Below are 18,899 nucleotides of genomic sequence, written 5' to 3'. Positions count from 1 at the left end.
CGTTATTTTATAAATTTTAATGATTTTAATTTTTTATTTTAAAGTACGCTGTTTGGATTAACCGAGATAGAAATATTTATTCCCTTGTCAAATACAACATCTCGTTTTGTTATGCATACATATTTAATTATACCCTTTAAAAGATTAATTTCAACACCATCATCCTTAAATAATATCTGCCATCTATAGTTTTTATTTATCCTAGAAATAGCACAAGGATTCGGCCCTAGTATAAAACTCAAATCCTCAATTCCTCTTCCTTTAAATAAATATCTTAAAGAGTTGTACATTGAGTATGCGTTTTTTTCTACTAATTTTTCATTCTCTCCACTTATAACAACACTTATCATATTATTAAATGGTGGGTATTCAAAAGTTTCTCTGATTTTAATTTCATTTTCGTAAAACTTTTCAAAATCGTACTCCATCGCACATCTTATCGCATAATGATCTGTGTTATAAGTCTGGAGTATAACTTCGCCTTCTTTATCAGCTCTTCCTGCTCTTCCCGCAACCTGTGTAATCAACTGGAATGTTGTTTCAAAGCTTTTAAAATCAGGGAAGTTTAACATCATATCCGCCGAAATTATTCCTACAAGTGTAACATCAGAAAAATCTAGTCCTTTAGAAATCATCTGAGTTCCTATTAAAACATCGGCCTCTTTATTTCTAAATTTCTCTAGAATTTCTTCAGTAGCTCCCTTTCTAGCCGTGGTATCCTTGTCCATTCTTAGCACTCTAATACCAGGAATTAAGTGCTTTAGTTCTTCCTCAATTCTCTGAGTTCCAGTTCCAAATGGTCTTAAATAATTACTACCACATTCTGGGCACTCCTGTGGAACTTGTTTTTCGTATCCACAGTAGTGGCATCTAGCAGAATTGCTTCTTTTATGATATGTAAGAGAAATATCGCAGTTTTCACATTTCATAACATAACCACAACTTCTACAAGATACAAAGTTTGCATATCCTCTTCTATTTAAGAATAAAATCGTCTGATTTTTTTCTGCAGTATTTTTCTTTATCTTATCTATCAAAACAGAACTGAATATACTCTTATTTCCCATACCCAGCTCTTCTTTCATATCCACAACCTCTATTTTAGGCAGCGGTTTAGAATTTGCTCTTTTATCTATCTTTAATAGTTTATATTCTCCATTTTTCGCTTTATAGTATTCCTCTACTGAAGGTGTCGCCGAACCCATCACCAAAGTTACATTATTCTTAAAAGACATATATCTCGCAACCTCAAGTGCACTAAACTTTGGATTCATTTCTGATTTATACGAAGCCTCGTGGAATTCGTCGATTATTACAACTCCCAAGCTTCTAAATGGTGCAAACAGTGCTGATCTTGCTCCAATAAGTATTCTTATCTCGCCTTTTTTAACAGCTCTAAAAACATCGTGTTTTTCTCCTTCAGATAGCTGACTGTGGAAAACTCCTACTATATCGCCAAATCTATTCTTTATTCTAGCAACGGTCTGAGGTGTAAGAGAAATCTCTGGGACTAGTATTATACTATCCAATCCTTGAGATAATGCGTATTCTACTATATCCATATATACCTCTGTCTTACCACTTCCAGTTACACCATGAAGTATGTACGGCTTTTTGTCCTCTTCAAACATCTCATTTTTTATAATATCAGCAACCTCTTTCTGTTGCTCATTTAGCTCTATTTTCTTTGATTCAGCACCATATCTGGATTCAGGCTTTCTATAATACGCCTTCATTGTAAAATCAACTAAACCTCTATCTTTCAATGAATTTATACTCTGCTTAGAAACCTTTAAAATCTCAACAATATCATTTATCTCAGCTTCCTCATTTAATTTTAAGAACTCTATAATCTCTCGCTGCTTATTTCCAATTCTTATCTTATTCTCAGAAATATACTCCTCTGTATCATCCTCGTCATATCTCAGACTTACAAAGCACATATTTTTTTCATTTTTTGTGTTAGTATATTCCCATTTTATATCTACAACACCTTTATTCTTCATTCGGTGTAGTATATTATTAATATTTTCCAAGTATTTTAACTTTTCTACCTTAATTTTTCCTTTATTTTCCGAAATTTTTACTGCAACTTTTTTCTCATCATCAGATAGAGAATCTAGCTTTTCTAAATAATCATTTTTTAGAACTGCAACTTTATAATTTTTTAATTTAAGTCCCTTTGGATAAATCATATTTATACATTCCATATATGTGCAAATATATCTATTCTTCATCCAATGAACTAACTCTAGCTGCTCAGGTAAAAATAAAGGCTCCTCATCTAAAATATCTTCAATCTCTTTTATCTTAAATTTTTTGTCTGAATTCTCTTCCTCTAAACCTTTTTCATCTCCAAAATTATTCTTAATCTTAAAGACAAATGCCTCTATAGGTTTATTACCCTTTCCAAAAGGAACTAAAACTCTATGTCCTATTCTAACAATATCCTCTAGAAATTCTGGGATTTTATAAGTGAAGAGATTATCTGTGTAAACCGTATTACTCCTGACTATAACCTCTGCATACATTTACTCAATCCCTCCTTTTTCTAAAATATTATGTGAAAAAATAGAGGAGTTACCTCCTCTATTTTCTAATTATTACTGATTTTCTATTATTGCCTTTACCTTATCAAGTATTATATCTGCAACATCTTCTTTGCTCATCTTTGGATAATCTTCCATATTTCCGTCAGCATCTATTATCTTAACTATATTAGTATCTGTATTAAATCCAGCACCTTCTTTAGTTAAGTCGTTTGCAACAATAAAATCTAAGTTTTTAGATTCTATTTTTCTCTGAGCATTCTGAAGTAAGTCATTTGTTTCAGCTGCAAATCCAACTAAAACTTTGTCCGCTTTTATTTTACCCATTTCTTTGGCAACGTCCTTAGTTCTAGCTAATTCTATTGAAAGATCTCCATCTTTCTTTTTAACCTTTTTCTTTGAATAATTCTTAGGTTTATAATCCGCAACTGCAGCACTCTGAATAAGTGCATCACAATCTTCAAAATTATCATTTACAGCATTGTAAAGACTTTCTGCAGATGAAGTCTGTACAAATTTGTGCACTCCTCTAGGTCTATCTAAACTAGTTGGCCCTGATATAAGAGTTACTTCAGCACCTCTCATAATTGCTCTTTTAGCTATTGAATAACCCATCTTACCTGAAGATCTATTAGTTATATATCTTACTGGGTCTATATCTTCAACTGTAGGTCCTGCTGTAACAGTTATTTTCATACCTTTTAAATCATCGCTTCCAAATAGAGAAACATAAACTTCATGAACTATATCGTCCACATCTGCTAATTTTCCTCTACCTAAATCCCCACAAGCAAGTCTACCAGAAGCTGGCTCTACAAACTTGTATCCATATCCTTTTAGTTTTTCGATATTATCCTGAACTATAGGATTTTCGTACATATTTGTATTCATAGCAGGTGCTATTATAACTGGTGCTTTTGTAGCCATAACTGTAGTAGTAAGCATATCATCTGCTATACCTCCAGCTATCTTCCCTATCACATTAGCAGTTGCAGGTACTATTAAAAAAGTATCCGCTTTTTTTGCAAGAGATATATGTTCCACATCCCAAGTCTTTGGTTCTTCAAACATATCTGTTATAGCAAAATTCTGGCTTAATGTCTGGAAAGTCATCGGAGCTACAAACTCACAAGCAGATTTAGTCATTATTACATGAACATTTAAATCTAATTTTTTTAATTTACTAACAATATCACAAGCTTTATATGCAGCAATTCCGCCACAAACTCCGATTACTACTGTTTTCTTTTCCATAATATTACTCCTGCTGTTCAGCTATCTGTCTATTCTGTTCTTCCTGATGTAATTTTTCTTTTAATGCTATTTCTTCTTCTGTTAATAATCTGTAAGTTATTTTTCCTTCTGCAACTTCTTTAGTAGCAGTTATAACTGGTTTTTCTTTTTTAGCTGTTTCTACATAAGGTTCAGCTCCGTCAACTAATTCTCTAGCTCTTTTTGCTACTGTCCAAGCTAAGTAGTATCTGTTGTCTATTTTTTCTAATACGTCGTTTATTGATGGTTTTAACATTTTTTATATTCCTCCTCAAATTCTTTAAGTATTGCTTCTTTGTATCTTTCTGTTTTGTTTTTTTCCGCTGCTATTATAGATTCTATATCTTTAGCTGCAGTTTCAACATCTTCATTTATTATGAAATAGTCGTATTCTTTAAGAGTCTGTATCTCTTCATACGCCATGCTGAATCTTTTTTCAATCTGTTCTTCAGTTTCAGTTCCTCTTCCCACTAATCTTCTCTTTAACTCTTCTAAAGATGGTGGTAATACGAATATTAGCACTGAATCTGGGCACATTTTTTTAACATTTAAAGCACCTATCATTTCTATTTCAAGAAGGACATCCTGACCTTTTTCAAGATTTTCCATTATAGCTGCTTTTGGAGTTCCGTAGAAATTGCCGTATCTCTCAGCATATTCAAAAAGATCTCCTTCTTCTATCATTTTTTTAAATTCTTCATGTGTTTTATAGTAGTAATTTACGCCTTCTTTTTCCCCTTCTCTAGGAGCTCTAGTTGTTGCAGATACTGATAATTTTATGTTTTCGTTATTTTTTAATAACTCCTTACATATAGTACCTTTTCCTGCACCTGAAGGTCCTGAAACAACAGTTAGAATCCCTTTTCTATTCATTTTCAAAATCCTCCGTTAAATTTATTTTCATATAGAATAAATCTTACCAAATTATTCTATATTCTGAATCTGTTCTCTTATTTTTTCTAATTCGCTCTTGATTTCAACAACTGTGTTTGTTATTTCTAAATCTGATGATTTTGAACCGATAGTATTAGTTTCTCTGTTCATTTCCTGAATTAAGAAGTCTATTTTTCTACCTATAGAATCATTTCTTTCTATTGTTGTTTTTAACTGAGCTATATGGCTTTTAAATCTAACTATTTCTTCTGTTATATTGCTCTTATCAGCATATATAGCAACTTCCATAGCTATTCTGTTTTCGTCTATTATCTCAGGGTTATCTAAGAATTCTTTTATTCTTGAAGTTAATTTTTCTTTATACTCAACCACTACTGTTTCAGAGTATTCTTCTATTCTATCTATGTATTCTCTAAGTAATCCGCATCTCATCTTAATGTCTTCTGCAAGTTTCTTACCTTCTATAGTTCTCATTTCAGTAAGTTTTTCCATAGAAGCCTTAACTGCCTGTTCTAACATATTCCAAAGAAGGTCTTCATCATCTTCTTTTTCTTCTGTTCTAACAACGTCTGGGAATTTTGCAATATTCATTATAGATATATCGTCATCCATAGAGTATCTTTCTTTTATCTGAGTTAGTATATTGTAGTACTGATCTGCTAACTGTTCATCAAATTTTAAACTTACATCTTCACTACCAGTAAGTTCTAATTTTATAAATACGTCAGCTCTACCTCTTTTAACATAGTCTTTTACTAAATTTCTAACTTTATCCTCTAAAAAAGCTATTTTTCTAGGAAGTCTTATATTTATATCAGAATATTTATGGTTTATTGTTCTACATTCTACTAAAAAATAATAATTGTCATCCTTATATTCGCCTCTTCCGAAGCCTGTCATACTTATTGCCATCTTTCTAAACCTCCAGATATCCTTCACATATTTTAACAGCTGGTCCTGTCATAAATACTTTATCACCTATATCAATTTTAACTGTTCCACCTTTTGATGTAACATTCATGCTCTTTTCTGTTTTTTCAAGATAATTGCAGACTACTGCAGCTGCAGTCATTCCTGTTCCACAGCCTAATGTATATCCACATCCTCTTTCCCAAGTGTAAACATTTATATTGTACTTGTCTCTCACCTTTACAAAGTTTACATTTGTCTTTTCAGGGAATAAATCGCAATTTTCAATAGCTGGTCCGTATTTTTCTATCATTTCTAAATCAAATTCATCTACAAATACTATAGTATGTGGTACGCCCATAAGCATAGATGTCATTGTAAAATCTCTATCTAATATATGTACTTTTTCCTCGATGAATTTTTCTTTATCTGTAGCCATAGGAATGTCACTAGTTTTAAATGAACCTTCTCCCATGTCTACCTTTATATTTATTACATCTCCTAAATCTGATGTATTTACTGTTACATGTTTTATACCTGCTAACGTATCAACATCAAATTCTCTTTCGTTGACTATATGGTTATCATAGACAAATCTGCAAAAACATCTAAGTCCATTTCCACACATAGCAGCCCTTGAACCATCGGAATTGTAATAAACCATTTCTATATCTGCTACATTTGAATTTTTTACAACTAAAAGTCCATCTGCTCCAACAGACATTCTTCTGTTACATACCTGTAATGCTAACGAAGAATATTCAGAAGGGCTTTTTCCGTCATTTCTTCCGTCTATAGCTATAAAATCATTTCCTATACCATGCAGTTTCCAGAATTTCATATTTTTACACTCCTTATTAAAGTATTTTTACTACCTACTTTTGAGAATGATAAAATTCTGTTCAAACTTAAGTGGTAGTTTTCATTGACACTTGAAAGTTCCGTATGTGTGTTTCAAATAGTCTTCCTTAACTATATAATTATACACTAAAATTTCATTGTTTCCAAATTATTATTTACATTGACGTTAAACTTTTATTTTAAAAATGATTAATTCTATTATTTTTTTAATAAATATAATTAATTATATTTCATTCCTTTTTCCAAACTCTTTCAACTCTTAGAAATACATAACATTAATTTTTCTCTTACTTATTGATATTAGATACTGTCGTAAATACAGTTAATTATTAATTTATAAATAAATTTTTTCAGTAAATACTGTTATAAGTACAGATTAAAAATTAATTTTAGAATATAAAAAAAGAGACTTTTAGCAATTATTTTGCAATAAGTCTCTTTTTAATTATAATCTACTATGAATTTACTGACTTATAAAGGGTTGATAAATCAAAATTTATACGTTAATATCTCTCAGGGATTGAAGTCATAGACAAACTCCTCTCCAGCTTCGACGTGTGTATAAGCAAATTGTTTTATTGTAAATCAACCTCACGTCTCCAGATTATCGAGAGAGTTTTGTCTATGCACTTCAATCCACTAAGTTAGATATTATCCCTATAAAATTCGATTTGAGCAGAACCTGAGGATAACCGATGTAATATTTTCAACAAGTCTTTTTGTTTTAATATGTTATAAATTTACTAGCTTGCTAAAGGATGATTAAATCAAAACTTTACAAAGCTATTTATAAGCTACAGCATATGAGTATATAGACAAAATCACTCGACAATCTGTAGACGTGCATTTTAAATACAACAAAGTATATTACTCACACACACGTCGAAGCCTGGAGAAGATTTTGTCTATATACTCTTTGCTGCTCTTAAAATAGATATTCGGTAAATTTTGTTTTCCCCATTCTTATCCAGTTAGTAATTTTATAATAGATTAATCTAAAAAGGGCTACCACAAAATAATTGTAGTAGCCCGATCTTGAATATATTATTTAGAAATTAATTCTTTAACTGTATTTATAACAGTATCTACATCTTCTCTACTCACATTCACATGAGTTACGAATCTGTATTCTCCGTTTTCCATTCCACTTATTTTTATTCCTCTATCGTACATTTTCTGAACGAATTCTTTTTCTGGTATAACATCTTCACCCATTGTGAAATACACCATACTTATATCATTAGTATTTTTATTTACTGATATTCCATCTATTTTGTCTAACTCATCTGCTAAATAGTGGCTGTTTCTGTGGTCTTCATCTAATCTCTGAGTCATTTCGTCGATAGCTATAAGTCCTGCTGCTGCAAGTATTCCAACCTGACGCATTCCACCACCCATTAGTTTCTGTTTTCTTCTAGCTTTTTCGATAAATTCTTTACTTCCTGCTACTATTGATCCAACTGGTGCTCCAAGACCTTTTGATAGACAGAACATAACTGAGTCACAACAAGCAGTTATTTCTTTTACATCTACACCTAGCGCTTCTGCTGCATTGAAGATTCTCGCTCCATCTAAATGAACTGGTAAGTTGTGTTTTTCTGCTACATCTTTTATAGCTCTTAAATTTTCAACACTTACTACTGTTCCACCTAAGCAAGCATTTTCAACGCATATAAGTCCAGTTGATGGCTCGTGTATATCATCTCTTCTTATTGCTTTTTCTACTTCTTTAGGATCTAATTCACCTTTTATTCCTGTGTCTAAAGTTCTTAACTGAACACCAGCGATAACTGCAGGTGCTCCAACTTCATGCACAACTATATGATAATCTCTACCTATTATTATTTCCTGCCCTCTTGTGCAATGAGTGAATAAACAAAGCTGGTTTCCAAATGTTCCACTTGGAACAAATATAGCAGCTTCTTTTCCAACTTTTTCAGCAGCTCTTTTTTCTAATTCATTTAAAGTGGGGTCATCTCTGTATATAGAATCACCAACTTCTGCTTCTGCCATAGCTTTTCTCATTTTATCTGTAGGCATTGTAACTGTATCACTTCTTAAATCGATAAATCTCATATCCTCAGTCCTTTCAATAGTTAATTTTTTACAATTTAATTATATCAAAATATAATGATTTTTCACATATCTTAATATTTTAAAAATAAATTTTAATATTATGTGATACTTTTTATTTTATTGGGTATATATCTATCATAAAAAATACTGTAATACATTCTTATACAATATTATTTTCTAAATTTTTTCCTATGAAATTTTTTAGATTTATACTATTTTGTTATAGTTTATTTATAATATTGTGAATTTTAATACTTTTCAAAAAACTATTGAACTTTTAAGAAAAAGATTGTATTATAAAGCCATAATATAAAAAAATTATTTTATATATAGGTTAAAACTTTTTTTATAGTTTATGTGAAAGGGGAACACTATTATGGGATTTTTAAATGGAAAAACAGTAATCGTTACTGGTGGAGGTAGATCTGTATTAAGCGATGGAAGATGTGGATCTATAGGATATGGAATAGTTACAGCATTTGCTAAAGAAGGAGCAAATATAGTAATAACAGGACGTAACGTTAAAAAATTAGAAGATGCTAAAGAAGAAATAGAGAGATTATATGGAGTAAAAGTACTACCAGTTAGAGCTGATGTAAGCGCTGGTGGAGATAATAAAGCTGTTGTTGATGAAGTTATAAAACAGACAATAGATACTTTTGGTAGAATAGATGTACTTGTAAATAATGCTCAGGCTTCTGCTTCAGGCGTTACTTTAGAAGATCATACAACTGAACAGTTTGACCTTGCAATATATTCAGGATTATATGCAACATTCTATTATATGCAGGCTTGTTTACCATATTTAAAAGAAACTAAAGGAAGTGTAATAAACTTCGCATCTGGAGCTGGTTTATTCGGAAACTATGGACAGTGTGCTTATGCAGCTGCTAAAGAAGGTGTTCGTGGATTAACTAGAGTTGCAGCAACAGAATGGGGTCAGTTTGGAATAAATGTAAATATAATCTGCCCACTTGCTTGGACTGCACAGCTTGAAAACTTTGAAAAAGCTTATCCAGAAGCATTTAAAGAAAATGTTAAGATGCCACCTGCTGGACACTACGGAGATGCTGAAAAAGAAATCGGACGTGTATGTGTACAGTTAGCTTCTCCAGACTTCAAATACATGAGTGGTGAAACAATAACTCTTGAAGGTGGAATGGGATTAAGACCTTAATTAATTAGAATATCAAAGATGTCGCTCTTTTGAGTGACATCTTTTTTTATGGGAAAAGCAAGGGATAGAAATAATTTTTAGAGGCATCACATTTTGCGTAAGTTTTTATGTTTTAAGAAGTTTTCTTTTTAGACACAAAAGTGATGACATCTCTAAAATTTATTTTTATCCCTTGCTTGTTAGTAAAAAGATAAGCCACTCGTAAAGAGCGACTTATCTTTTATACATTCTAAACTAATTTAAGATTTGTATGTGAGAGGTAATTAGTTTAGTAGTTACCAATTTTTTCATATTTTAGCTTAATATTAATATGCTTGCTACTATGTTGTTTAGCATGGTAGCTGCTATACAGATGTCTATTCGTTCTGTTTTGTAGTATACTATTAATGGAATTATGTTTATTGCAAATATTATTAGCATTTCTGGTATTCCACTTATTCCATTAAGTAGTACTATTACTACTGCTGTTATTGGGATAGCTGATTTTTTCATGTTACCAATGTTTTTTAGTGCTACATGTCTAAATACAAAGTTTACTATGATTGGTATTATGAAACATATATCAAATAACGCTAGTCCTAATTTTACACCTGTTAGTGTTCTTAATTGGTTTTCTAAGAAATAATCTTCTGCTATAGGAGTTATTCCCATTATTTCAACCATTCCATTAACTGCATAAGCTGCTGCTTTTGATAATATGTAGATTAGTAAGACGTATTTTAAGTTCTCCCATTTGAATAGATCTTTTATGTTGGCATATCCTTCTTTGTTTAAATACACCAATAGGATTGTAGTTAAGATACTTAGTATTATAAAATTCATAAGCTGTGGCATGAATTTTGTATTGATAAATGTCTGAATAATAATTAATACTACCCCTGCCAATAATTCTAAAGCTGATTTTAATTCTTTATCTGGTTTTGTCATGATATTCACCCCAATCTTAAAAGAGAGTAAGATTTGATTTTTTTATCTCTTCTTACTCTCTTTTTATCATTTATTTATTCAATTTTCAATCACTTTGCTCCAACTGGGCGTTTTAATGTTCCAACTGGACAAATTTCTCTATTGGAATCAAAATCACCACTCTAAACCTATCTTCTTCATCGTAGTATTCAATATTACCACCATACTTTTCAACAGATTCCTCAACTATCTTAGTTCCAAGTCCATGTCTAGTTTTGTCCTCTTTACTTGTTTCAAGATTGCCTTTTTCATCCTTTTTAATCTCTCCAACTTTGCTATTTTCCGCCTTTATCACAAAATAGTTCTTGGCAATCTTTCCTTTTATCGTTATGAATCTATTTCCAGGTTCTACCTTTTGACAAGCTTCAACTGCATTGTCCAATATATTTGAAAAAATAGAGCAAATATCTACAGATTCCATATCTTTTAGAACATTAAATTCTATATCGTATTTAAAGTTTATTCCATATTTTTTACATTCTTTGTATTTTTCAGATAGGATTATATCCAAAATCATACTTCCAGAATTTATTCTATTTCTGTTGTAATCTAGTTCTTCGTATATTTTTTTCTTGTATTTCTCTCTTTCATCGCCGTCCATACTCTCCATACACATTATATGATTGTTTATATCGTGTGATAGTTTTCTGACCTTTTCTTGATTTTCTTTAAGAGTGTTGTAGTATTTGTACCGAGAGTCTATTTTTTCCTCGACAATCAATCCTTCATATTTCAATTTGCTGTTTTTAACAATCATGTTTGTGATTACATTTATCAAAAATATATTTGCTACTGTCATCAACATATATATCACAAAGAATAATACAAATTTCTTGTGATCCAACATTTTATTTTGAGCAAATATTATAAATACAAACATTATATTTATTAGATTTATTATCATAGGAGATGCTGCAATTATATATTCACTAATATTTAATTCAAATTCTTTTAAGTCTTTAAATTTGAACATAGATGCGACAAATATTATCATTGAAGCCGACATCATTTGTATTTGTAAGTTGTATATGTCGCTATTTAATAACTGTACATTTCGTCCTATTAATGGAAATATTATACTTACCACAATAGACATCATCCCAAGAGAAAATGCATTGTATACCACTATATTTAAAATAGATTTAGACACTTTCATTTTATAGCATTTTTTCAAATACACACATGCAAAAATCAATGTCAAAAATGGTATTGTACTTTCTAAAACCAATTCTATACCACATACAATTAATGTTAATAATACAAGGTTTATACTATTGATTAATAAAGCTCTTTTATCTATTACAGGTTTTTCAATTTTATATTCTATATACAAAAAGCAAATTATATTAACTGCAGTAAACATTACCTTTGTAAAAAATTCAACTATCACATTCAAACTTAGCATATCATATCACCCAAAATAGCTGTAAATTCTCTTTTTAAATCCTTTGCTCTATACTTACTAACTGGAACACTTTTTCCATTTACCACTACTTCACCAGTCTTTACCAAATCCACTTTGTCTAGATTTACAAGATAGCTCTTATGACATCTAAAGAACTTAAAATCTTCCAGCTTTTCCTCTAATTTTTCAATACTAGTACCTGTATATTCAACCTCTTCTCCGTTTTTATGCACGATAATACTTCTTTTAATAACCTCGATATAATCTATATCGTCTATTTTTAATTTTTCCATCTCACCTTTTCTGCTAAGCACGATAAATTTTCCTTTTTTCTTTCCAAGTTCAGCAAAACAACTGATTATACTCTCTCTCAACTCTTCAATTTCTACTGGTTTCAGAAGATATCTGTACGCATTTACTTTGTATCCATCCCTTACAAATTCTATATTTCCTGTAATAAATATTATCTCAGAATCTATATTCATCTCCCTTATCTTTTTAGCTGCATCCATTCCGTTCATCTCGCCCATCATAATATCCATTAGAAAAATATCTATTTGGGATAGATCAGATTTTAATAGTTCTTCAGCAGACTCAAATTCTTCAATAATTATATTCTCTACTTCAATTTTATTTTTCATATCCTCAGCTAAAATTCTTTTCAGATTTTCTTTTAGCTGAATTCTTTCTTTTTTTTCGTCCTCACAAATAGCTATACAATATTTTTCCATAACTTTTCCTCACATTTTTATTTCAAAACATTATTATACTTTAGATTATATCATATATTTATTTTTTCATTGTTTCAAAACTTTAAAACTGATTAGATTAAACAAAAGATATATATGATATAATTAAATGATAGACATTTTTGAGAGGAGAAATAATTATGGCATTAGACGGATTAGTTATCCATTCAATTGCAGATGAGTTAAATTCTCTGCTTAATGGAGCAAAAATCGATAAAATATATCAACCAGAAGAAGATGAGATCCTTCTTCAGATAAGAAACAATAAAGTAAACTACAGACTTGTGCTTAGTGCAAGTGCATCAAATCCAAGAGTTTATTTAGCTGAGGATTATAAGAAGAACAATCCAAAGAAAGCACCTGTTTTCTGTATGCTTCTTAGAAAGTATGTTCAGGGCGGTGTTATTACAAATATTGAACAGGTTGGATTTGAGAGAATTTTAAAGATAAGCGTAGAGTCTTTTGATGAGTTAAAGGAAAAGACTATTAAAGATATCTACGTTGAGATAATGGGTAGACATAGTAATATTATTCTTGTTCAGAGAAATGAAAATAGGATAGTAGATGCAGCTAAGAGAATTCCTGTGAGTGTGAGTAGAGTTAGACAGATTCTTCCAGGTCAGGATTACAATCTTCCACCAGCTCAGGACAAATTAAATCCGCTTGATAGTATTTCTCTTGCTGATTTTTCTAGTAGAATTAAATCTTTTGAAGGCCCTTGCTTCAAATCAATTTACTCAGAATTTTTAGGAATAAGTCCTTCAATAGCTAGAGAAATATGCTTTAGAGCTGGAGTTGAAAAAAGTGAACCTACTTCTTCACTTTCAGATACAGATTTAAAAAATCTATTTAACTCATTTGAAAATTTATTCAAGGATATAATAGGAAAAAATTATTCTCCTTGTATTATTCTTAACGAGAAAATTGATAAAATAGTAGATTTTGGATGTATTAATATGGATATGTACCACGAATTTACTACAATTCACAAGGAAAGTATCTCATCTGCAATAGAAGATTACTACAAAACTAAGGATATCAAGGATAGAATAAATCAGAGAGCTTCTGTCATGAAGAAAAACATCTCTATAAAACTTGAAAGACTTATTCACAAGCTAGAAAAACTTGAAAAAGAACTTGAAGAGTCTGAAAACGCTGAGATTTTTAAAATTAAGGGTGAGCTTATTACATCTTATATATATATGATTGAAAAAGGTATGGAAAGTGTAGATGTTCAGAACTTCTATGATCCAGATTATAAGACTGTTACAATAGCACTTAAAAAGAATTTAACTCCTTCTGAAAATGCTCAGAAGTACTTTAAAAAATACAATAAACTCAAAAACGCAAAGATAGAAATAACAAACCAGATGGCTATGACTAAAGAAGAGATTGAATACCTTGAAAATACTATACTTGGCATAGAAAACTGCGAAAATCTTAAAGAACTTAAAGATATAAGAGAAGAACTTGTTAAAACAGGATATGTAAAATCTCAGAAAAAAATCGGTAAAAAAGAGATACAGCCTTCTACTGCTCCAATGGAGTTTAAATCATCTGAAGGATATCAGATTTTAGTCGGTAAAAATAATAGACAGAATGACTACCTTACTCTAAGACTTGCTGATAATGACGATGTTTGGATGCATACTAAGGATATTCCAGGTTCTCACGTTATTGTTAAATGTGCAGGACATGAGCCTTCTGATCAGACATTATTTGAAGCTGCTGTTTTAGCTGCTTATTACAGTAAAGCTAGAATGTCAGCAAAGGTGCCAGTAGATTATACTAAGAGAAAAAATGTTAAAAAGCCAAGCGGTGCAAAACCAGGTATGGTTATATACGAAACTAATAATACAGCATACGTTACACCTACTGAAGAAATCGTTGCACAGCTAAAAATAAAATAAAAAAACTTTTTCATTTTATTAATATTTTTTTGTCAAAATCTATTCACTTTTTTTATTATTGTGCTAAAATTAAAGATGGTAATAAAATTTTATAAATAGCCAGGAGGTAGTTTTGCAATGAAAACTCAGAGATTAAATGCCGTTTTAGAACAGATGAAAAAAGACGGAATACAGCAGATGATAGTAAGTGATCCTTACTCAATATTCTACTTAACAGGATTAATGTTACACACAGGAGAAAGATTATTCGCTCTTTACCTAAATGTAGATGGTAACCACAAATTATTCGTAAATGAATTATTCCCAATAGAAGAAGACCTAGGAGTTGAAAAAGTTATCTTCAAAGATACTGACGATTCTGTAAAAGTTGTTGCTGACAGAGTTGACCACAACGCTGTTATGGGTATAGACAAAAACTGGCCAGCAAGATTCTTATTAGGATTAATGGAACACGGAGCTGGAAGCAAATTCGTTAACGGTTCTTACATAATAGACAGATTAAGAATGTGCAAAGACGAAGAAGAAAAAGAATTAATGAGAAAAGCTTCAGCTATAAATGATGCAGCTGTTGAAAGACTTCAGAAAGAAGTTAAAGGTGATTTAACTGAAAAACAGTTAGTTACAGTTCTTAAAGGAATATATGAAGATCTTGGAGCTGATGGATTATCATTCGATCCAATAATAGGATTCGCTGCTAATGGTGCTAACCCACACGGTGAACCAGGAGACAGATACGTTAAAGAAGGAGACGCTATAATACTTGACCTTGGTTGTGTTAAAGACCACTACTGCTCAGATATGACAAGAACAGTATTCTATAAATCAGTTCCTGAAAAAGGAAAAGAAATATTCGATATAGTTCTTGAAGCTAATAAGAGAGCAATAAGCATAGTTAAACCAGGTGTTAGATTCTGTGATGTAGACGCTGCTGCAAGAGACTACATAACTGAAAAAGGTTACGGAGAATACTTCACTCACAGAACTGGACATTCTATAGGTCTAGAATGCCACGATATGGGAGACGTTTCTTCTGTAAACACTGAAGAATTAAAACCAGGTATGATATTCTCAGTAGAACCAGGTATATATCTACCAGGAGAATTCGGAGTTAGAATAGAAGACCTTATATTAGTAACTGAAGACGGTTACGAAAACTTAAACAAATACAACAAAGAATTAGTTGTTGTTGGAAACTAATTAGTTATAGTAGACTAATACTAGCCTTACGGAATAACTTAAACAAAAATTTTATTACAATTTAATACATAAAAAGGTTGTTGCAAATTAAAATGGAACCTATAGAATGGACACTTGTAAAAAGGTGTTTCATCTATAGGTTCTTTTTTTGTATAATTTTAATATAGAGGTGAGTAATTTATGAGTAAAAAACAATTTAGTAAAGAAGAAACATTAGAGCTATCAAAAAATCCATTTGTAAAGAATGTAAGCTGTAAATCAATAACATATACAAATGAATTTAAAATACATTTCATAACAGAATACAATAAGGGAAAAAATCCAACACAGATATTTAAAGAAGCAGGTTTTGACACTAACATCATAGGTGCAAAACGTATTAAATGCGCTAGCGAGCGATGGAGAAAGTCATATAAAGAAAATGGTATTTTGGGACTAGATGATTCTAGAGTTAATAATTCTGGAAGACCAAGAAAAAGAAAATTAACAGATAAAGAGATAATAGATAAGAAGGATGCTGAAATAGCATATCTTAAAGCAGAGCTAGAACTAGTAAAAAAGCTAGACTTCGAAGAAAGGCAGGTGATGAATAATAAGCTACCTTCGGTGAAAATATTCAAATTAATTAATGATGTAATAAATAAATATTGTTTAAAAAAAATGATAAAACATCTATGTATTGTTGCAGGAGTATCTAGATCTGGATTTTATAACTATTTAAAAAACAAGAATGTAATAAGCAAACAAGAAGAAAAGGATTTAGAAGCAAAAGAAATAATTCTTAAAGCATATAAGTTCAGAGGATACAAAAAAGGTTCTCGTTCAATAAAAATGATTTTAAAAAGTAAATTTAATATAATATTTAACAGAAAAAAAATTCAAAGAATAATGAAAAAATATGGAATTAAATGTCCTATTCGCGAGTCAAATCCAGCTAAACGTATGGGAAAAGCAAGAAAAGAACATCACACAGTTCCTAATAAATTGAATAGAGAATTTAAACAAGGTATACCAGGAAAAGTACTTTTAACTGATATTACGTATATGCCGTACGGCAATGGGAAAACAGCATATTTATCAACTGTAAAAGATTCTTCTACGAATGAAATTTTATCGTATCATTTATCGAAGAATTTAAAAATGGATATTGTTATTTCAACTATTAACAATCTCATGTTATCAAATTCAGACAAATTACATAAAGATGCATTTATTCATTCTGATCAAGGAGTTCATTATACAAGTACTATTTTTCAGAACTTGTTAAAAAAATATAATTTAGGTCAATCTATGTCTAGAAAAGGTAATTGTTGGGACAATGCTCCGCAGGAGTCATTCTTTGGTCATATGAAAGATGAAATAGATTATAAAAGTTGCAATACATTTGAAGAGTTAAAAAGTTTAATAGATGATTATATGGATTATTATAATAATGATCGTTGTCAGTGGAATTTAAAACAGCTGACTCCTATTCAATATAGAAGTCAGCTGCTTGCTGCTTAAGACTTTTTTATATATGTCCTTGACATAGGGACCATTTTAAATTGCAACAACCTTTTTTATTATCTTATTTATTTTATCAAAGCTATACTATTGTTATTATCACTTCTTCAATTTTTCTAGCTTCTACTTTTTCAACTTTGATTTTCATACCAAATGCCTCTATTTCAAATTTCTCTCCGTCATTAGGTATTCTTTGTATCTTTGCTAAAATCAATCCTGAAATTGTATCGTAATCTAAATCATCTGGAAAATCTATATCAAACTTATCTGATAAATCATCTAAACTAGTACTTCCCTTTATTTTCCAAGTAGTCTCAGAAATTTTCACATCTCCGTCATCACATTCATCGTACTCGTCATATATATTCCCGACTATCTCTTCAAGTAAGTCCTCCATTGTTATCAGACCTATGTTTTCACCATATTCATTTATAACTATGGCTATATGCGTATTATTTTTCTGCATATTCTTAAATAGCAACAATGAACTCATACTATCTGGTATGAAGTACGGTTTTCTTAGATTATCCATTATATTTAATTCATTTTTATTTACAACAACTCCTAAATCATCATCTTCCTTTGCAAAACAATTATAAACTTCTGCAAAGAAGTCTTTAGCATATAGTATCCCTTTTATATCATTGTCATTTTCTCCATAGACAGGATATCTAGAATAACCTGTTTCGTGGATTTTTTCTTCGATTTCCATCAAACTATCATCTGTGTAAATACCTACTACTTCTGATTTATGAGTCATTATCTCTCTTACACTAGAATCAGAGAAATCAAATACATTGTCTATCCACTCTTTTTCATCTGAATTTATTGTACCGCCTGTGTTCCCTATTTCAAGCATCATTCTTATTTCTTCTTCTGTAATAGAATCCTCTTCTTCATTTGTATCTATTCTTAATACTTTTAGTACTATATTAGTAGATAATGATAGGAATTTTACAGCAGGTTTTACAACTGTAGAAATTACAGATACTGGTATACAGGCAAATCTCGCCACTTCCATAGGTTTCTGCATAGCTATTCTTTTTGGAACAAGTTCACCTAAAACAAGTGTAAAGTACGATAATATTATCGTTATTAAAATCAATGATGCTGTACTCATCATTTCATAAGATAACACTCTTATATTTAGAGTATTATATATAAAATCCGCTAAATAACCAGAAAGTCCATCCGCAGCAAATGCACTTGCTATAAAGTTTGCAAATGTTATACCTATCTGTATTGTAGATAAAAATTCTGATGGATCCTCTGATATATCAACCAATTTCTTGGCAATATTGTCCCCTTCATCAGCCATTTTCTTTAATTTAATTTTATTTGTAGATATCAATGCAACCTCTGTCATTGCAAAGAAGGCGTTTATCATTATTAAAACTATCTGAAATATTATTTGTTTATACATTTTATAAT

General features: G+C 30.5%; 15 protein-coding genes. 4 read left to right on the top strand and 11 right to left on the bottom strand.

Going from position 1 to position 18,899, the window contains the following annotated elements:
* Positions 1–38: 38 nt before the first annotated feature.
* The 7 genes from priA to ltaE all read right to left on the bottom strand — a co-directional run bounded on the left by priA (position 39) and on the right by ltaE (position 8,561).
* The gene (gene priA / locus KGNDJEFE_RS04300) at positions 39–2,531 is read right to left on the bottom strand and encodes a primosomal protein N' (RefSeq protein WP_006440006.1); all 2,493 of its coding nucleotides are present in this window, start codon (positions 2,529–2,531) and stop codon (positions 39–41) included.
* A gap of 72 nt (positions 2,532–2,603) precedes the next feature.
* Positions 2,604–3,806: a bifunctional phosphopantothenoylcysteine decarboxylase/phosphopantothenate--cysteine ligase CoaBC gene (gene coaBC / locus KGNDJEFE_RS04295; RefSeq protein ID WP_040410404.1), complete on the bottom strand. Its 1,203-nt coding sequence runs from the start codon at positions 3,804–3,806 to the stop codon at positions 2,604–2,606.
* 1 nt (position 3,807) lies between these two features.
* A complete protein-coding gene (rpoZ, locus tag KGNDJEFE_RS04290; protein WP_006440004.1) occupies positions 3,808–4,077 on the bottom strand; it encodes a DNA-directed RNA polymerase subunit omega in 270 nt (89 codons plus the stop codon).
* Entirely contained in the window at positions 4,071–4,694 is a 624-nt protein-coding gene (gene gmk, locus KGNDJEFE_RS04285; RefSeq protein ID WP_006440003.1) for a guanylate kinase, read from the bottom strand. Before gmk ends, rpoZ begins: the two co-directional genes overlap by 7 nt.
* 51 nt (positions 4,695–4,745) lie before the next feature.
* A complete protein-coding gene (locus KGNDJEFE_RS04280) occupies positions 4,746–5,627 on the bottom strand; it encodes a YicC/YloC family endoribonuclease (protein ID WP_006440002.1) in 882 nt (293 codons plus the stop codon).
* Between the two features lie 4 nt (positions 5,628–5,631).
* On the bottom strand, positions 5,632–6,465 hold the full coding sequence (gene dapF, locus KGNDJEFE_RS04275) for a diaminopimelate epimerase (protein WP_006440001.1): 834 nt from the start codon (positions 6,463–6,465) through the stop codon (positions 5,632–5,634).
* A gap of 1,064 nt (positions 6,466–7,529) precedes the next feature.
* Entirely contained in the window at positions 7,530–8,561 is a 1,032-nt protein-coding gene (ltaE, locus tag KGNDJEFE_RS04270) for a low-specificity L-threonine aldolase (protein WP_006440000.1), read from the bottom strand.
* 376 nt (positions 8,562–8,937) lie between these two features.
* Here ltaE and KGNDJEFE_RS04265 point away from each other — a divergent pair, with 376 nt between their 5' ends.
* Positions 8,938–9,738: an SDR family NAD(P)-dependent oxidoreductase gene (locus tag KGNDJEFE_RS04265; RefSeq protein ID WP_006439999.1), complete on the top strand. Its 801-nt coding sequence runs from the start codon at positions 8,938–8,940 to the stop codon at positions 9,736–9,738.
* Between the two features lie 294 nt (positions 9,739–10,032).
* On the opposite strand, the gene KGNDJEFE_RS04260 is transcribed toward KGNDJEFE_RS04265, so the two are convergent.
* The 3 genes from KGNDJEFE_RS04260 to KGNDJEFE_RS04250 form a co-directional block, all read right to left on the bottom strand.
* Positions 10,033–10,665 carry a CPBP family glutamic-type intramembrane protease gene (locus KGNDJEFE_RS04260; RefSeq protein ID WP_006439997.1) on the bottom strand — a complete coding sequence of 211 codons (633 nt, stop codon included), beginning with the start codon at positions 10,663–10,665 and terminating at the stop codon, positions 10,033–10,035.
* Between the two features lie 112 nt (positions 10,666–10,777).
* Positions 10,778–12,109, bottom strand: coding sequence for a GHKL domain-containing protein (locus KGNDJEFE_RS04255; RefSeq protein ID WP_006439996.1), 1,332 nt, complete (start codon positions 12,107–12,109; stop codon positions 10,778–10,780).
* Positions 12,103–12,840 (bottom strand): LytR/AlgR family response regulator transcription factor, encoded by a 738-nt coding sequence (locus KGNDJEFE_RS04250; protein WP_006439995.1) that lies wholly within the window; start codon positions 12,838–12,840, stop codon positions 12,103–12,105. The genes KGNDJEFE_RS04255 and KGNDJEFE_RS04250 overlap by 7 nt, the downstream gene beginning before the upstream one ends.
* A gap of 158 nt (positions 12,841–12,998) precedes the next feature.
* Here KGNDJEFE_RS04250 and KGNDJEFE_RS04245 point away from each other — a divergent pair, with 158 nt between their 5' ends.
* The 3 genes from KGNDJEFE_RS04245 to KGNDJEFE_RS04235 all read left to right on the top strand — a co-directional run bounded on the left by KGNDJEFE_RS04245 (position 12,999) and on the right by KGNDJEFE_RS04235 (position 17,468).
* Positions 12,999–14,768, top strand: coding sequence for an Rqc2 family fibronectin-binding protein (locus KGNDJEFE_RS04245; protein ID WP_006439994.1), 1,770 nt, complete (start codon positions 12,999–13,001; stop codon positions 14,766–14,768).
* Between the two features lie 117 nt (positions 14,769–14,885).
* Entirely contained in the window at positions 14,886–15,965 is a 1,080-nt protein-coding gene (locus KGNDJEFE_RS04240; protein ID WP_148881799.1) for a M24 family metallopeptidase, read from the top strand.
* A gap of 180 nt (positions 15,966–16,145) precedes the next feature.
* Complete coding sequence (locus tag KGNDJEFE_RS04235) at positions 16,146–17,468, top strand: IS3 family transposase (protein WP_148881763.1); 1,323 nt, start codon at positions 16,146–16,148, stop codon at positions 17,466–17,468.
* An 82-nt stretch (positions 17,469–17,550) separates the two neighbouring features.
* Here the strand turns inward: KGNDJEFE_RS04235 and KGNDJEFE_RS04230 are convergent, their stop codons facing one another.
* Positions 17,551–18,891: a hemolysin family protein gene (locus KGNDJEFE_RS04230; protein WP_006439991.1), complete on the bottom strand. Its 1,341-nt coding sequence runs from the start codon at positions 18,889–18,891 to the stop codon at positions 17,551–17,553.
* Positions 18,892–18,899 lie beyond the last annotated feature (8 nt).

This window comes from Peptacetobacter hiranonis (assembly GCF_008151785.1).
In the GTDB taxonomy this organism is placed as follows: domain Bacteria; phylum Bacillota; class Clostridia; order Peptostreptococcales; family Peptostreptococcaceae; genus Peptacetobacter; species Peptacetobacter hiranonis.
Note: the sequence above shows the minus strand (reverse complement) of the source record. Positions and strands in the feature narration are given on the sequence as shown.

What these genes read in the sequence shown, in the direction of transcription:
- priA (WP_006440006.1), bottom strand. Translation starts at nt 2,531, where the DNA reads ATGTATGCAGAGGTTATAGTCAGGAGTAATACGGTTTACACAGATAAT.
- rpoZ (WP_006440004.1), bottom strand. Translation starts at nt 4,077, where the DNA reads ATGTTAAAACCATCAATAAACGACGTATTAGAAAAAATAGACAACAGA.
- gmk (WP_006440003.1), bottom strand. Translation starts at nt 4,694, where the DNA reads ATGAATAGAAAAGGGATTCTAACTGTTGTTTCAGGACCTTCAGGTGCA.
- KGNDJEFE_RS04280 (WP_006440002.1), bottom strand. Translation starts at nt 5,627, where the DNA reads ATGGCAATAAGTATGACAGGCTTCGGAAGAGGCGAATATAAGGATGAC.
- dapF (WP_006440001.1), bottom strand. Translation starts at nt 6,465, where the DNA reads ATGAAATTCTGGAAACTGCATGGTATAGGAAATGATTTTATAGCTATA.
- ltaE (WP_006440000.1), bottom strand. Translation starts at nt 8,561, where the DNA reads ATGAGATTTATCGATTTAAGAAGTGATACAGTTACAATGCCTACAGAT.
- KGNDJEFE_RS04265 (WP_006439999.1), top strand. Translation starts at nt 8,938, where the DNA reads ATGGGATTTTTAAATGGAAAAACAGTAATCGTTACTGGTGGAGGTAGA.
- KGNDJEFE_RS04260 (WP_006439997.1), bottom strand. Translation starts at nt 10,665, where the DNA reads ATGACAAAACCAGATAAAGAATTAAAATCAGCTTTAGAATTATTGGCA.
- KGNDJEFE_RS04255 (WP_006439996.1), bottom strand. Translation starts at nt 12,109, where the DNA reads ATGCTAAGTTTGAATGTGATAGTTGAATTTTTTACAAAGGTAATGTTT.
- KGNDJEFE_RS04250 (WP_006439995.1), bottom strand. Translation starts at nt 12,840, where the DNA reads ATGGAAAAATATTGTATAGCTATTTGTGAGGACGAAAAAAAAGAAAGA.
- KGNDJEFE_RS04245 (WP_006439994.1), top strand. Translation starts at nt 12,999, where the DNA reads ATGGCATTAGACGGATTAGTTATCCATTCAATTGCAGATGAGTTAAAT.
- KGNDJEFE_RS04240 (WP_148881799.1), top strand. Translation starts at nt 14,886, where the DNA reads ATGAAAACTCAGAGATTAAATGCCGTTTTAGAACAGATGAAAAAAGAC.
- KGNDJEFE_RS04235 (WP_148881763.1), top strand. Translation starts at nt 16,146, where the DNA reads ATGAGTAAAAAACAATTTAGTAAAGAAGAAACATTAGAGCTATCAAAA.
- KGNDJEFE_RS04230 (WP_006439991.1), bottom strand. Translation starts at nt 18,891, where the DNA reads ATGTATAAACAAATAATATTTCAGATAGTTTTAATAATGATAAACGCC.